General features: G+C 31.0%; 13 protein-coding genes. 4 read left to right on the top strand and 9 right to left on the bottom strand.

Annotated features, from left to right (window positions below):
• Nucleotides 1-82 precede the first annotated feature (82 nt).
• The gene (locus ACFVR2_RS08365; protein ID WP_387360674.1) at nt 83-955 is read left to right on the top strand and encodes a DsbA family protein; all 873 of its coding nucleotides are present in this window, start codon (nt 83-85) and stop codon (nt 953-955) included.
• A gap of 280 nt (nt 956-1,235) precedes the next feature.
• Here the strand turns inward: ACFVR2_RS08365 and pepF are convergent, their stop codons facing one another.
• The 4 genes from pepF to mecA form a co-directional block, all read right to left on the bottom strand.
• Nucleotides 1,236-3,056 carry an oligoendopeptidase F gene (pepF, locus tag ACFVR2_RS08360; protein ID WP_387360672.1) on the bottom strand — a complete coding sequence of 607 codons (1,821 nt, stop codon included), beginning with the start codon at nt 3,054-3,056 and terminating at the stop codon, nt 1,236-1,238.
• A gap of 53 nt (nt 3,057-3,109) precedes the next feature.
• Nucleotides 3,110-4,315: a competence protein CoiA gene (locus ACFVR2_RS08355; protein WP_387360670.1), complete on the bottom strand. Its 1,206-nt coding sequence runs from the start codon at nt 4,313-4,315 to the stop codon at nt 3,110-3,112.
• Between the two features lie 177 nt (nt 4,316-4,492).
• Entirely contained in the window at nt 4,493-6,040 is a 1,548-nt protein-coding gene (gene cls, locus ACFVR2_RS08350; protein ID WP_387360668.1) for a cardiolipin synthase, read from the bottom strand.
• 50 nt (nt 6,041-6,090) lie between these two features.
• Nucleotides 6,091-6,762 carry an adaptor protein MecA gene (gene mecA, locus ACFVR2_RS08345; protein WP_335407592.1) on the bottom strand — a complete coding sequence of 224 codons (672 nt, stop codon included), beginning with the start codon at nt 6,760-6,762 and terminating at the stop codon, nt 6,091-6,093.
• A gap of 319 nt (nt 6,763-7,081) precedes the next feature.
• Between mecA and ACFVR2_RS08340 the strand changes: the two genes are divergently transcribed.
• Complete coding sequence (locus ACFVR2_RS08340; protein WP_387361727.1) at nt 7,082-7,753, top strand: TerC family protein; 672 nt, start codon at nt 7,082-7,084, stop codon at nt 7,751-7,753.
• A 135-nt stretch (nt 7,754-7,888) separates the two neighbouring features.
• Here ACFVR2_RS08340 and spxA read toward each other — a convergent pair whose 3' ends face one another.
• Nucleotides 7,889-8,287: a transcriptional regulator SpxA gene (spxA, locus tag ACFVR2_RS08335; protein ID WP_056473638.1), complete on the bottom strand. Its 399-nt coding sequence runs from the start codon at nt 8,285-8,287 to the stop codon at nt 7,889-7,891.
• 519 nt (nt 8,288-8,806) lie between these two features.
• On the opposite strand from spxA, the gene ACFVR2_RS08330 reads away from it, so the two are divergent.
• The gene (locus ACFVR2_RS08330) at nt 8,807-9,010 is read left to right on the top strand and encodes a hypothetical protein (RefSeq protein WP_069032985.1); all 204 of its coding nucleotides are present in this window, start codon (nt 8,807-8,809) and stop codon (nt 9,008-9,010) included.
• Nucleotides 9,011-9,645: 635 nt separating this feature from the next.
• Here ACFVR2_RS08330 and ACFVR2_RS08325 read toward each other — a convergent pair.
• The 4 genes from ACFVR2_RS08325 to opp3b are packed head-to-tail and all read right to left on the bottom strand — an operon-like array spanning nt 9,646 to nt 13,591.
• Nucleotides 9,646-10,581 (bottom strand): ABC transporter ATP-binding protein, encoded by a 936-nt coding sequence (locus ACFVR2_RS08325; RefSeq protein WP_387360666.1) that lies wholly within the window; start codon nt 10,579-10,581, stop codon nt 9,646-9,648.
• Nucleotides 10,571-11,620 carry an ABC transporter ATP-binding protein gene (locus tag ACFVR2_RS08320; protein ID WP_387360664.1) on the bottom strand — a complete coding sequence of 350 codons (1,050 nt, stop codon included), beginning with the start codon at nt 11,618-11,620 and terminating at the stop codon, nt 10,571-10,573. Before ACFVR2_RS08320 ends, ACFVR2_RS08325 begins: the two co-directional genes overlap by 11 nt.
• Nucleotides 11,621-11,641: 21 nt before the next feature.
• Complete coding sequence (gene opp3C, locus ACFVR2_RS08315) at nt 11,642-12,661, bottom strand: oligopeptide ABC transporter permease (protein WP_387360662.1); 1,020 nt, start codon at nt 12,659-12,661, stop codon at nt 11,642-11,644.
• Nucleotides 12,662-12,664: 3 nt separating this feature from the next.
• Nucleotides 12,665-13,591, bottom strand: coding sequence for an oligopeptide ABC transporter permease (gene opp3b / locus ACFVR2_RS08310; RefSeq protein WP_387360660.1), 927 nt, complete (start codon nt 13,589-13,591; stop codon nt 12,665-12,667).
• A gap of 810 nt (nt 13,592-14,401) precedes the next feature.
• Between opp3b and ACFVR2_RS08305 the strand changes: the two genes are divergently transcribed.
• Nucleotides 14,402-14,776 (top strand): DUF3899 domain-containing protein, encoded by a 375-nt coding sequence (locus ACFVR2_RS08305; protein ID WP_387360658.1) that lies wholly within the window; start codon nt 14,402-14,404, stop codon nt 14,774-14,776.
• The last annotated feature ends 35 nt before the right edge of the window (nt 14,777-14,811 follow it).

Genomic DNA, 14,811 nt, shown 5'->3' with positions numbered 1-14,811 from the left:
AGAACAAACGTGTTATATCTTACAAATTAATTTTCAAGTCTGTTATAGTACGGACGTATGAATTGCATTAAGGGTGAAATATATGAATGACAAACAATATAAAAATGAATCAATCAAGCTTCCCGAGCAGAATTGTACAAAAAAATCGATTGAATTGTATGTATTCATAGATCCACTTTGTAGAAATTGTTGGGATTTTAGTACAATTTTAAAAAAGTTCCACTTAGAATATGGCCAATATTTTTCATCTACTTATATTCCAGTTAATCGATATTACAGAACTAAAAAACTATTAGAAAAACGACCTTCTCAGCTTGCATTCGTATGGGAGAAGACGGCTAGCAGATCGGATATCCTTTGCGACGATCACTTATGGATTGATAATAAAGAACTTTACCCATACTACTCTGCAATTGCATTAAAAGCAGCTGAGCTTCAAGGTAGAGTTGCAGGCGTTAGCTACTTAAAGAAGTTACAAGAATATTATTTCTTAATGGATTTAGACATTACAGATCAAGAAGTTCTTATCGAATGTGCTAAAGATATAAATATTGATGTAAAAGAGTTTATGGAAGATTTAAACAGTACCCACCCTATTAAAGCTTTGCAATGTGATATTAAAGTTACGAAAGAAATGCATGTAACTGAAATTCCAAGCGTTGTATTTTTTAATGAAAATATTGAAGAAGAAGGTTTGAAAGTTTCTGGTTTTGAAAGCTATCAGACTTATGTAAAAATATTAGAACTAATGACTAATACAAAGTTAGAAAAACGAGAACTACCTGATTTAGCTGAATTTATTAAATTTCAACCATTTGTTACGATTAAAGAATTATGTATGATTTACGAACAATCTACTCAAAGTATGGAGTTAGAATTAAAAAAATTAATCCTACGTAGAAAAGTTAAGAAAATTGTCCAAAAAGATCAAATTTATTATCAGTATGTTGTTTAAGAAACAAAAAAAGACCTAGCTTTCGCTAGGTCATTTTTTTGATGTAATATTTTACATCAAGGGGATGGGAGAAATTTTCACGTTCAACAAAGGGGTATTTGTGTTTGTGAAGTAATTCACACCCTTATAATACAATTTATTTTAGAGTTTGGCAACCATTTGAGAAATATTTCACATTTTAGACACAAAATAGCAGGTATAAAGATACAGAAAAAATCTGGATAAAAAAAAAAAAACAAACACATATAGGTATGATGCTACATGTGTTTGTTTAAGTAAGTTATTTGTTAAATAAAAGTTCTTCCATTTCGTTTAACATTTCTTCAAATACTTTCAATGCTTCTACGATTGGTTGTGAAGAGGTCATATCAACACCAGCTTTTTTCAATACTTCAATTGGATAATCCGAGCTTCCTGCTTTTAAGAAGCCAAGGTATCTCTCAACTGCTGGTTCGCCTTCTTCTAGAATTTGTTTTGAAAGTGCTGTTGCTGCACTGAATCCTGTTGCATATTGATAAACATAGTAATTGTAATAGAAATGCGGAATTCTACTCCACTCTAAACCAATTAACTCATCGATTACGATCTCGTCACCAAAATATTTTTTGTTTAGCTCGTAATATGTTTTTGTTAATAAATCTGGCGTTAATGCCTCACCATTTTGAGCTAATACGTGAATCTGATGTTCAAACTCAGCAAACATCGTTTGACGGAATACAGTTCCTCTAAAAGTCTCTAAATAGTGGTTTAGTAAATAAAGTCTTTGCTTAGGATCTTCAGTATTTTTTAGTAAATAATCATTTAAAATCGCTTCATTACAAGTAGAAGCAACTTCAGCTACAAAGATTGAGTAATCTCCGTAAACATAAGGTTGATTTTTACGAGTATGATAACTATGCACTGAATGACCAAATTCATGTGCTAATGTAAATAAATTATTTACATTGTCCTGCCAGTTCATTAGGATATATGGGTTAGTACCATACGCACCAGAAGAGTACGCTCCGCTACGTTTTCCTTTATTTTCTACAACATCTACCCAACGGCTTTCATATGCCTCTTTTAGAATTTCAACATATTCTTCACCTAATGGTTTTAATGCCTTTAATAAAATTTCCTTTGCTTCTTCATACTTAACTTCCATTTTTACTTCTTCTACTAATGGAGTAAATAAATCATACATATGAATTTCATCAAGCTTTAATGCTTTTTTACGAATAGCAATATAACGATGTAATAAATTTAAATGCTCATTTACAGTAGAAACTAATTGATCGTAAACAATTTCAGGAATTTCGTTATTACTTAATGCTGCATGACGAGCATTATCATATTTTCTAACTTTTGCTTTGAAATTATCTTTCTTTACAGCACCACTTAAAGTACTTGCAAAAGTATTTTTATACGCATCATACGTATGATAAACCGCTTCAAAAGCATCTTTTCGAACGCGACGATCTGCACTTTCTAAATAGTGAATATAACGACCATGTGTGATTTCTACTTCTTCACCATTCTCGTCTTCAATCGTCGGAAATTTTAAATCCGCATTATTTAACATTCCAAACGTATTACTAGAAGATGATAACACTTCAGAAGCTTGTGCCATAATTTCCTCTTCAGTTGCAGAAAGAACATGTGGTTTTTGCTTTAAAATTTCTTCTAAAGAGTGCTCGTACAATTTCAGTTCATCATTTTCTTCAATAAATTTTTTCAATGTATCTTCTGAAATTGTTAATAATTCAGGCACGAAGTACGACATTGCACTTCCAGCCTTAGTGTATAGATTTTTCGCCCGATCATCTAAAGCTTGATATGTAGAATTTGTTGTATCTTGATCGTAACGCATATGAGAGTATGTATACAATTTACCTAATAAAAACGAAATTTCATCCTGTTTTTTCAAAGCATTTAAAAGTGTTTGAGATGACTCACCTAATTTACCTTTAAACTCTGAAAACGATGGGATTAATTCAAGTACTTTTTTATACTCTGCTTCCCATTTTGCATCCGTTTCATAAATATCTTCCAACTTCCAAGTTAATTCTTCTTGAACTTCACTTCTAGTTGGTAATTTTTTAACAGCTTTTTGTTCTAGCATGTCTGATCCCCCTAAAATTATTATTAGTATTAATAACATTCCAGTGTCTGATATTAATAATCATTTGAATCAGTTCTTGCATTAAACAACAAATCAAATGCTGTATTAGTGCTCAGACAGTCTTCATCCAATGCTTGTTGGAATGATGATGGAATAATAGCATTAGCTATCTTCATTATTTTACCATTTTTAATCCGTTTTACGATTCTAATTTTTACTAAAAAGTCAATATACTTTTCTACACATTTCTCCAAATTATCAATTTCATTATCTTGAAATTGATTAACTCTCCATTTACCATTCTGTACTTCCATTTTTACAGACTGATTTATTTTATCGATAAAGATCAGTTGTCCAATTTCTACTTCATGAAAAAATTTAAAATAGATTTGCCCCTGCCAAAAGATACAATGTTCTTTAATTATGCAGTTACTTTCTAAAGGAACTCCAATTACTGCCGGAAAATAATTCATATTTGCATTGTATAAATATTGTTTAAAAACCTTTAAATTACCTTTAGTATGCAAATGTTGATATAGTCTAAAATCCTTTTTTAACCGGTTCCATTTTGATACAAATACCTTTTTATCAACTCTATTTGGAGATAAAAATCCCTTAAAACTGAAATTATTTATTGGAAATACGTCCTTTTGACCAATATATTGGACTGGAGAAAATGCTATTAATGAGGAAAGCACTGTAAATGATTGTAATGTAGGATTATAGAAGAGAAGTGAAAAAACGTTAATTCTAACAAGTGAATAAATAGAAAGTGAATTAATGTAGAATGATGACCATCTTTTTTGATTTAATAGTTTGTCATTTAGAATCCACAAAACTTTCATACCACTTTGTTTAAATGAGTTAGTCCTCTTTATCATCTTTTCTAAAGGAATAACAGAACATTGATATTCAACACATATTTGAATAGTATTTAATCGAATAAATAAATCAGGTCTTTGATTTAATTTAGGTAAAAATTTCTCAACCTCAACATTTACATTAAATTTTTTAAAAAATTGATATAATGCAAACTTCCCCTTATAATGGTCAATACTCTCTTTTTTCTCATTTTCACATTCAGTCAAATCTATATGTGCAAAATGAGTTACCTTCTTTACTCCAATTTTGAGCCTCACTTGATTTTTACAAATCGGGCAAAAATATGGTCCGTTTTGCTTTAATCTTAACAATTCCTCTGTCGTTTTAACTTCAAATAAATTGATAGTATGCCTTTCTGTATTTAATGCTACGATCATGTTTACCCTACCTCCTTTCCAACATTTACTTCACTATCCATTTCGTATTTTCCTTCAAAAAAATTAAAAACGATTTTTCAAATAAAAAACCTACCAAATTAAATTTTCTATTTGGTAGGTGACTATATGAAATATTATAAAAATGTTCTATCAATGTTCTATCAATAAGATAGCTCATCACAAAAGTGGTGCCATTAATCTTGATAATGATTCAAATATCCTTTTGAATATAGGTCTCTTTTTAAAATCATTAAATATAATTGCTTCAGAATCACGGATATCATTATTAAAATCATTAACTAAATGATTAATACTTTCTTCTAAATATAAAAATGCAGTGACTTCGAAGTTTAAACGAAAACTTCTCATATCCATATTTGCTGTTCCAACAGATGCGATTTCATCATCCACAATCAATATTTTACTGTGTAAGAATCCTTGACTGTATTCATAGATTTCGACTCCAGATTCTAATAACTCTGGAAAATAGGAACGTGAGGCATAAAATACGATTTTCTTATCGGGACGATCAGGCATTAGAATTTTTACTTTTACCCCACCATTTGCTGCAACCTTAAGAGCAGTTAAAATATCTTCATCCGGAACAAAATATGGTGAAGCAATGTAGATACTTTTCCTTGCACTTGTAATCATCGCAAAAAATAACTCTTTTATCACTTCATGCTTTCGGTCTGGTCCACCAGAAACAAGTTGAATTGCTCCCTTGGAAGAATAACTACTAGCATTAATGTCAAAGTACTCTTTGTCATCAATTAATTCATTCGTCATATAATACCAGTCTTGCAAGAATATGAATTGTAGTGTTCGTACACCTTCTCCATTAAGGTATAGATGGGTGTCTCGCCACTTTCCAAAATATTGGTCTTTCCCTAAATATTCATCTCCAATATTTAATCCGCCAACGAATCCTACATTTGAATCTATGACGATAATTTTCCGATGGTTTCGGTAATTTATCGTATCGTTTAAAACTGGAATTTTAACTGGAGAAAATGGTAGTATTTCTACACCTGCTTTTCGTAAGTCTTTTACAAAATTTCTTGATAATTTCCAACTACCTACAGCATCATAGAGAAATCGAACCTTTACACCATTCTGTGCCTTTTCAATGAGAATATCTTTTAGTTGATTACCAATCTCATCATTTCTTACTATATAAAATTCGATATGAATATGGTGCTTTGCTTTTTTAAGTTCCTCAATTATTTTTGGAAAGGTTTCACTTCCGTTTGTAAGAACTTTTGTAAAAGTATTCATCGTGACTGGTGTATTACTCTGTTTAGCTGCGATATTTATTAGATACTCTAATCTTTGATTTTGTGCTATAAATTCTTTCACTTCTACATCTTCTGATCCACTAATTAAACCATTTGCATTTTGATCATTAATTGCCTTTTTTCGATAGACCATTTTCTTTTTGTAATTTTGTCCAAAAATTAAATAAAAAACAAAACCAAATAACGGGAAAATAGCTAAAAGAATGATCCATGTTAAAGTTCTAGCTGGATTTCTATTTTCAAGGAAAATAATAATCGATACACCTATAGCTGTTATCGAGAACATTATACTTATTAATCTAAAAATAGTAGATTTCTCGAAAAATGCAAAATTCATTAACCAAATGAATTTAATAGTTGGAGAAGCAAAATATAAAATGCATACTACAATTGATAAAAATATTAAAATCTTTAATCGAAATTGCATCAATATTCTCCTTTATAAAGAAAAGAAACCGATCCCTAAGGCATCGGCTATTACAATAATGGAAAAATTGATTTAAAATGAGGTAAAGCTGTCTTTTCATAAATCAATTTTCCGTATTCCTCTAAAACATGTATAGTTACTTTTGAACGATGACCATATTCAAGCAACATTGATGATAAGTAATCAACTTGAACTTCATCAAGCAATTCTTCTTCAAATTTAACATAAAGATAGTAATAATCTTGGAAGGAATAAAGTGTACTTTCAAATGATTCTTGATTAACAGCATGTGATAAAGAAATAATGTCTTCAAGATTTTTAAAGGAAAGAATAAGTTCAGTTTCCTCTTCATCCATCGATTCAAAAATATCGTCATCATCATCTTCATCTGAATCATCGTCATCATCTACAGAGATAAATGGTATTTCTAAATTCTTTTCTCCTTCACCTAAATTCACTTCTACTTTTTTGCCGTCTTTAGAAATCACAGCTTTTGTTACAACAACTTCTAAACCCTTGTCTAGTGCCTGTACCTGAATCCATAGGGGGCCACCAGCAATGAATTCCTCAGTCAAATGCGCTTCATCAATTAATTCCCAGAAAAGCTCTTCACTTCTTTCTCGATCTAACCATACTTCATCTTTAGAGAAACCTCTCTCCTCGATGTCTAAGTAGGATATGGAGAACTTAAACGTATTTTCATTAATTCTTTCTATTTCCATTTGTTTTCCCCCTCCTTTAATGAACAACAAGTAATTGCGTTAGACGAAATAGAATAAATAAAGTAAAAGAAATTTATGTTAAATATAAAATTCTGAAATAGTAAATTAGAAAAATACTCTTAAAAATTTAGCTTTTATAAGTAAATTTTTATCTATCTTACCATGAAAATTTATTAAATGCGAATAGTAACTACAATTATATTTTATGATACAATTTCAAATTTTGGAAATAAAATTCACCTATTTTTTAAAAATCATCATATACCTATTAATATTAGGACAATCATTTAAAGCTTTTAATAAGAGAGGTGAATTCATGATAGATCTTCATTATTTATGGTCCTTTTTAATGATTGTTATTATAGACATTGTTTTAGGCGGAGATAATGCGATTGTCATTGCATTAGCATGTAGAAAATTACCATATAAGCAACGTAACATAGCGATAATTTTCGGTAGTATTACCGCAATTGTTTTACGAATTATCCTAACAATATGTGCAATTTACGTCCTTAAGGTCCCATTCTTGCATTTAATTGGCGGAATATTACTTTTGTACATAGCTTGCAAATTAATTATTCAGGAGGATGACAACCCTTCAATAAAGGAGAACTACACAGTTTTCCATGCAATTCGTACAATTGTATTTGCTGATTTAGTTATGGGGATTGATAACGTATTAGCAATAGCTGGGGCATCAAACGGAAAACCATCATTAGTCATTTTAGGTCTTTCCATCTCAATTCCAATTATTATTTGGGGAAGTAAAATCGTTTTATGGTTTTTAGAAAGATATCCAATATTGAGTTTTGTAGGGGCTTCTGTTCTTTCAATAACTGCAAGCAAAATGTTAATAGACGAGCCATTTATCAGTCAATATATAAACGGGCGAAACGATATGGAATTAATTGTCGGTTCATCTTGTATAATCTTCACCATCGTTATAGGTTATTATTTTAATAATATTCGATATCGTAAGAGAACATCCTAATTGTTAAAAAAAAGCTGTAAAAAGTATGCATTTAACTTTTTACAGCTTTTTATATAATATGAATAAGTATTTGTTCAATATGATTGAGAATCTTAATCAAGAATTGTAATTTTTTTCACAATTCAAAACAAAGATTTACTCATTAACTAAACGTTGCGCTTCACGTAATTGATATGTGCGAACTGAACGCGGTAAAAATCTTCTAATTTCATCTTCATTATAACCAACTTGTAAACGTTTCTCATCAATAATAATCGGTCTTCTTAGTAAACCAGGGTATTTTTGAATGATTTCATATAAGTCTTGTAAAGGAAGACTTTCTAAGTCTACATTTAATTCTTGGAAAATTTTTGATCTTGTTGATATAATTTCATCAGTACCACTTTCAGTCATACGTAAAATTTGTTTAATCTCATTAATTGATAATGGTTCTGAAAAAATATTTCTTTCTTTATAAGGAATATTATTATCTTCTAGCCACATTTTCGCTTTTCGACAAGACGTACAACTTGGTGAATTATACAAAATTACCATTTTGCTCTCCCCCTAACTACTCTTTTTAAAAAAAGTAATATAGTTATGTGTATTAATTTATAAGAATTGGTTAATTATAATTAGTTTAATCTACCACTATATGTTCAAATTATACAGTATTGTGGAAAATAAATAAATACAAATTTGTAAAAAAATTTAAAAAAACCTATACAAAAGGTGTACAATTTTCAGTAAATTTAAAAGTAAAATATAGGCTAATTTCTTTGATCTATTTTACGTATGTGAAAGCTGATTTTCACATTATAAACCTCACTATCCGTGAGTTAATCCTTTTTCACCTTCTCTTGCAGTCACTAAACTCCCGACAACATTTTCTAAAGTAGTCAAGTACACCTTTCGTTTCACACAACTTTAGTCCAAAAGTTACAATACTAAAAGCCAGATTACTTTATAAAAAGCTCAAAAATAATTATTATGAAAAAGCTTATTTATTCTTTCTATTTCATCAAATTTTTAATACAATAATAGTAACGCTTACATTCCTAGGAGGCTAATCTAATGGCAGCTTACATAACTGATCTATTGATTGTTGCAGTGTTAGTAATTGGAATTACTGCACTTAATGGTGTGTTTACAAACGCGATCGGCGAAAAAATATTTGGTAGAAGTAAAAAAAGTCAATTTGTTGATATGTCTGACAGAATGTCTGCAAACTTCAAACAAGTTGGTGGCCAAGGCAAGTTCCGTAAAAAAACTTATTAAGAGCAGTATTATAAGAAATTTACGATTAAAAAAAGGGCAAAAGCCCTTTCTTTTTTTTGCCTTAATAAGGTTTAGTGTATAACCAATGTAGAATTGATTATGGTCAATAGTTCATCCTCAGGTACAGTACTTTGAAATATTAAATTCAGGGACTTTGAATTTAATATTTGGTTATCATTGTACAATCTGGTTTCATTTTCTTCTAAGCTTGTCCTACCATTATTATACCTAGCCTTATCTACACTAATCATCATAAAACCTCCACCTTAATTTTCCCTTAACTTGTACAAATGCTAAATGGTAGGATAATTTCGGATTCTTGGTTTTTACTAACTCTTGTCCCCTTTATGAGTAACCTTTTTTCTTCTTTTTGCTGTTTTACTTCCTCATGAACCTCTTATGAGTAACCTAATTCCACATTTTTCCTGTTTTACTTCCTCATGAACCTCTCATGAGGAACCTAACACCATCTTTTTGCTGTTTCATTTCCTCATGAACCTCTCATGAGGAACCTAATTCCACATTTTTACTTTCTTACTTACTCATGACCCTCACAGTAACCTAATCTCATCTTTTTGATTTTCTACTTAATCCAATAAAAAAATCCTAGCGATAACCTCACTAGGATTGATTTATTATTTATACATTTGTTGATAATTTTTAAATTCTGCTTCCGAGCAAAGTACGAAATGTCCAGGACGAACTTCACGTAATTTTGGCTCTTCGTTTGAATAATCGTGTTGTTTTGGATTATAAACGATACGTTTACGATTGCGCTCATAAACAGGATCTGGAAGCGGAATTGCTGATAATAATGATTTTGTGTAAGGATGCATAGGGTAATCATATAATTCATTACTATCTGCAAGCTCAACAATTTTACCGTGGTACATTACACCGATACGGTCACTAATGTATTTAACCATTGATAAATCATGGGCGATAAATAGATATGTTAAACCTTTTTCCTCTTGAAGCTTTCTCATTAAGTTTACAACCTGAGCTTGAATTGACACGTCAAGAGCTGAGATTGGCTCATCGGCGATAATAAAGTCTGGTTGTACAGCAAGTGCTCTTGCAATACCGATACGTTGACGTTGTCCACCTGAGAATTCATGTGGGAAACGGTTAGCGTGCTCTTTATTTAAACCTACTGTTTCAAGTAAGTCATAAACCATTTTCATGCGCTCTTCTTTGTTACGAGCTAAGCCATGAATATCAATACCTTCTGCAATGATATCGGCAACTTTCATACGCGGGTTTAATGAAGAGTATGGATCTTGGAAAATCATTTGCATACGGCGGTTAAATTGCTTTAACTCTTTACGACTTTTCTTACCATGTACATCTTCACCATCGAAAATTACTTGTCCATCAGTCGCATCATATAATCGAATGATTGAACGTCCAGTTGTAGATTTACCAGAACCTGATTCACCTACTAAACCGAAAGTTTCTCCACGGAAAATGTCAAATGTAACATCATCGATTGCTTTAACAGTTGTTTTACCTGTATTAAAGTATTGTTTTAAATTTTTAACTTCAACTAATTTTTCTGCTTTATTTGACATTTACTTCACCTTCCTTCATTCGTTGAATACGCTTGATAACGGCTTCAGGTGGTTCAACTTTTGGAGCATCCTCATGTAATAACCATGTTGCAGCGTAGTGTGTATCAGACACTTTAAACATAGGAGGTTCCATTTCATAGTCAATTTTTAAAGCATTTGGATTGCGTGGTGCAAACGCATCACCTTTTGGAGGATTTAATAGATCCGGTGGTGTACCAGGAATTGCTACTAATTCTGCTCCTTGTTCATTATCTAAGTCTGGCATTGAAGCTAAAAGTCCCCAAGTGTAAGGATGTTTAGGATTGTAGAAAATATCGTCTACTGTTCCCATTTCAACTACTCTACCTGCATACATAACTGCAACTTTATCTGCAACATTCGCAACTACACCTAAATCATGTGTAATAAAGATAATTGCTGAATCAGTTTTTCTTTGAATTTCTTTCATTAACTCAAGGATCTGAGCTTGAATTGTAACATCAAGAGCTGTTGTTGGCTCATCGGCGATTAATAATTTTGGATTACATGCTAACGCCATAGCAATAACAACACGTTGTCTCATACCGCCAGAGAATTGGTGTGGATATTGTTTAAAACGATCTTCAGCATTTGGAATACCTACAAGATTTATTAACTCTAAAGCAATTTTCTTTGCTTCAGTTTTGCTCATTTTTTGGTGCTTTATTAGACCTTCTGTAATTTGATATCCAATTGTTAATACTGGATTTAAAGAAGTCATAGGATCTTGGAAAATCATTGAAATTTCTTTCCCACGAATAGCTTGCATTTCTTTTTCACTTAATTTAGCTAAATCTTTTCCATCGAATAAGATTTCACCGCTCTTAATTTTACCTGGAGGGTTTGGAATTAACCCCATTAATGCTTTTGATGTTACTGATTTACCTGAACCAGATTCACCTACAATTGCTAATGTCTCACCTTTTTTAAGATCAAATGAAACTCCGCGTACCGCTTGAACTTCACCAGCATGAGTATAAAAGGAGACACATAAATCTTTTACTTCTAATAATTTACTCATAGTTCATTCTCCTCTCAAATATTACTTACTCTTTGGATCTAAAGCGTCGCGTAACCCGTCAGCAATTAAGTTGAAACTTAAGATTAATAAACTGATTACAACCGCCGGAATAATCATCATATGTGGGAAAGTTTGTAATGACTTGAAGCCATCACTTACTAAAGAACCTAATGATGCTTTCGGAGGTGCAATACCTAGACCGATAAAGCTTAAGAATGCTTCAGAGAAGATTGCACTTGGAATCGTGAACATCATCATTATGATGATTGGACCCATAATATTTGGAATTAAGTGTTTTGCAATTAATTGAGCATTTGTTGCACCTAATGTTCTTGATGCTAATACGAATTCTTGATTTTTTAGTTTTAGCATTTGACCACGTACGATACGGGACATACCTACCCAACCAGTAATTACCATCGCTAAAGCGATAGAAAGTATACCTGGGTTTTTAAATACTAAGATGAATAAGATTACTACGATTAGATATGGAACACCCATTAGGACTTCAGCAATACGCTGCATGATTGTATCTGTCCGGCCACCAAAGAATCCTGAAATACCACCGAAAGCTACACCAATTACCATATCAATTACTGCTGCTAATAAACCGATTAAGATTGATACTCGAGCACCAGCCCATGTTCTTGTGAAAAGGTCACGACCTAAATCATCTGTACCAAACCAATAGTTTTCTTTAATATTTTTGTTTTTATATACATCGTTTCCATATTGATCAATTCCGTCAAATGGTAAGAACTTTACATTTTCTAATACACCAATTTTTGGTGGTAATTTCGATCTTTTTAAATCTTGGTCTTTATAAGAATGTCCACTCATCATTGGACCAAATAATGTGAAGAATAATAAGATGCCTAGGACAATAAAGCCTAACATTGCACCTTTATTTTTTCTAAAACGTCTACGAGCGTCTTTCCAGAATGAATCTGAAGGTCTAGAAATTTTATCCGCGTTATTCAAATCTACATTTGCAGGTTGGAATAAATCAGATGAAATTTTTTGAGCTGTGTTGTTATTCATTATTTATTTACCTCCTGCTAAACGGATACGTGGATCAATTACACCGTATAAAATATCTACTAAGAAAATTACGATTAATAATAATGCACTATAGAAAATTGTTGTACCCATAATTACTGTATAGTCATTTGTTACGATTGATTGAACGAATTGAGAACCTAATCCAGGTACAGCAAACATATTTTCAATAACTAACGTACCAGTCATTAAGTTTACAGCCATTGGACCTAAAATTGTAACAACTGGGATTAATGCATTTCGCAGGGCATGTTTAATGATTACGCCTACTTGAGAGATACCTTTTGCTTTTGCTGTTACGATATACTCTGAGTTCATAACTTCAATTAACTCAGTTCTTGAGAATCGAGCTACAGTTGCTGTTACGAATACTGACAATGCAATTGTCGGTAAAATCGTGTATTTAAAGCTTTCCCAATATGCTACCGGGAACCAATGTAATTTTACTGCTAAATAATACTGTAAGATTGCCCCGAATACGAATGATGGTATCGAGATACCTAAAACTGCTAGAACAGTAGAACCATAGTCCCATATCGTATTCTTTTTTAATGCAGCAACAATACCGAAGATTAATCCGATAAATGTTCCTAATAATAGTGCCTGTGCACCTAATTGAGCTGATGGACCAATACGAGTTTTGATCATATCAGTTACTTGACGATTATCGTATTTATATGAAACACCTAAATCACCTTTTGCTAGATTCTTCATGTAATTTGCATATTGAACTGGAACCGGCTTATCAAGCCCAAATTTAGCAAAGATAATTTGTTTTTGTTCAGGCGTTAATTTCTCTGGATTTTTCAAAGGTGAACCAGGTAACAACTTCATTAAGAAAAATGTAACAGAACAAATCAAAAATAGTGTGACCAACATGTAAATAAATCTTTGTAGCACGTAACGTCCCACAACAGCACCCCCTTATTTATTTAAAAAATATTTATTTTTTTTATTTTTTGATAATTCTCTTGTAAAAATGAGAGCATTTGGATTTTTCCACATACTCTTAATATCAATTATAAATCTGTAACATTTTCGATCGATTTAATTCCTTGTCCATATTATTCTCAAACATGGGTTTTATCATTTAATCCAGTTTTTTCATTTCTTGTAAAAATGGTGTAGATTTTTGCTTAAGCTTTTTTTTCCAACAATGTAAGCGTATTCGCAATGACGCTTTTGGTCAATATTTTTTTTACTGGAAAATTCTAAATTATTATTCTAAACTGATTTTTTCTGGCAATTTCTCCCTATTTAAATTGACTGGGAACCTTATAAAAAATTGTTTATTTAGATATTTATTCATAAATTTAGTAAATAAATGAATGTCTAATTTGAATTCCAATTTCCGATATCAATATAGCAAATTTATTTATCGTAACATATCTCACAATCCATGATGTATACCCCCTAAGATGCTAATGCAATGTAGGTTAAAATACAGAAAGTTAATATACAATTCTGAATTTTTATTGTAGAATTTTCGATAAGTATCGATTTTTTTCTACAAATTTTATTATACAGTTTTATTAGAGTTTTACAACAATTTTGACAAATAAAATTAAATAATTTATTAAAATAAAGAGAATTGTCTTAAAAATGCTAACAATTTAAAAATATTTTGTAATGATTAGTTGAAACTGTTTACAATATTATTATAGTATAGCATTATTAAGTCTACAATATATAATTCTTTCCAATAGGAGGATCACAAATTAAATGTCGAAACACTTTATTATTGTCGTATTATCAGCGATAGTACTAGCAGCAATCTTTTCTCTTATCCAAGGAACATTAAACTTTTTCCTTCATTTCACGAACACAATATTCTATATTGGACTAACATTATTTGTTATTGGTGGTTTTTTATTAATTGTACAAAGTGGATTTTTTAATATCACTCGCTTTGGAATGCGTAAAGTTTTCGGAACGAGAGACCAACAGATGGCAGAAATGACTGGTGATGAATCACTTACTGTTAAAAAGGATATGATTTATAGAAGATATAAGTTTTCAGTTACAAAACCATTACTTATGGCTTCAATCACGTTAGTTATTGTTTCATTTTTATTCAGTTTTATCATTATTTCTTAAATGATGTATCAACATCTTGAAAGTTGAATATAATT

It is taken from the genome of Gottfriedia sp. NPDC057991 (assembly GCF_042886615.1).
Classification (GTDB): Bacteria; Bacillota; Bacilli; order Bacillales; family Bacillaceae_G; genus Gottfriedia.
Note: the sequence above shows the minus strand (reverse complement) of the source record. Positions and strands in the feature narration are given on the sequence as shown.

Excerpts from the sequence above, each read along its gene's own strand:
- ACFVR2_RS08365 (WP_387360674.1), top strand. The coding sequence starts at position 83 with ATGAATGACAAACAATATAAAAATGAATCAATCAAGCTTCCCGAGCAG.
- pepF (WP_387360672.1), bottom strand. The coding sequence starts at position 3,056 with ATGCTAGAACAAAAAGCTGTTAAAAAATTACCAACTAGAAGTGAAGTT.
- ACFVR2_RS08355 (WP_387360670.1), bottom strand. The coding sequence starts at position 4,315 with ATGATCGTAGCATTAAATACAGAAAGGCATACTATCAATTTATTTGAA.
- cls (WP_387360668.1), bottom strand. The coding sequence starts at position 6,040 with ATGCAATTTCGATTAAAGATTTTAATATTTTTATCAATTGTAGTATGC.
- mecA (WP_335407592.1), bottom strand. The coding sequence starts at position 6,762 with ATGGAAATAGAAAGAATTAATGAAAATACGTTTAAGTTCTCCATATCC.
- spxA (WP_056473638.1), bottom strand. The coding sequence starts at position 8,287 with ATGGTAATTTTGTATAATTCACCAAGTTGTACGTCTTGTCGAAAAGCG.
- ACFVR2_RS08330 (WP_069032985.1), top strand. The coding sequence starts at position 8,807 with ATGGCAGCTTACATAACTGATCTATTGATTGTTGCAGTGTTAGTAATT.
- ACFVR2_RS08325 (WP_387360666.1), bottom strand. The coding sequence starts at position 10,581 with ATGTCAAATAAAGCAGAAAAATTAGTTGAAGTTAAAAATTTAAAACAA.
- ACFVR2_RS08320 (WP_387360664.1), bottom strand. The coding sequence starts at position 11,620 with ATGAGTAAATTATTAGAAGTAAAAGATTTATGTGTCTCCTTTTATACT.
- opp3C (WP_387360662.1), bottom strand. The coding sequence starts at position 12,661 with ATGAATAACAACACAGCTCAAAAAATTTCATCTGATTTATTCCAACCT.
- ACFVR2_RS08305 (WP_387360658.1), top strand. The coding sequence starts at position 14,402 with ATGTCGAAACACTTTATTATTGTCGTATTATCAGCGATAGTACTAGCA.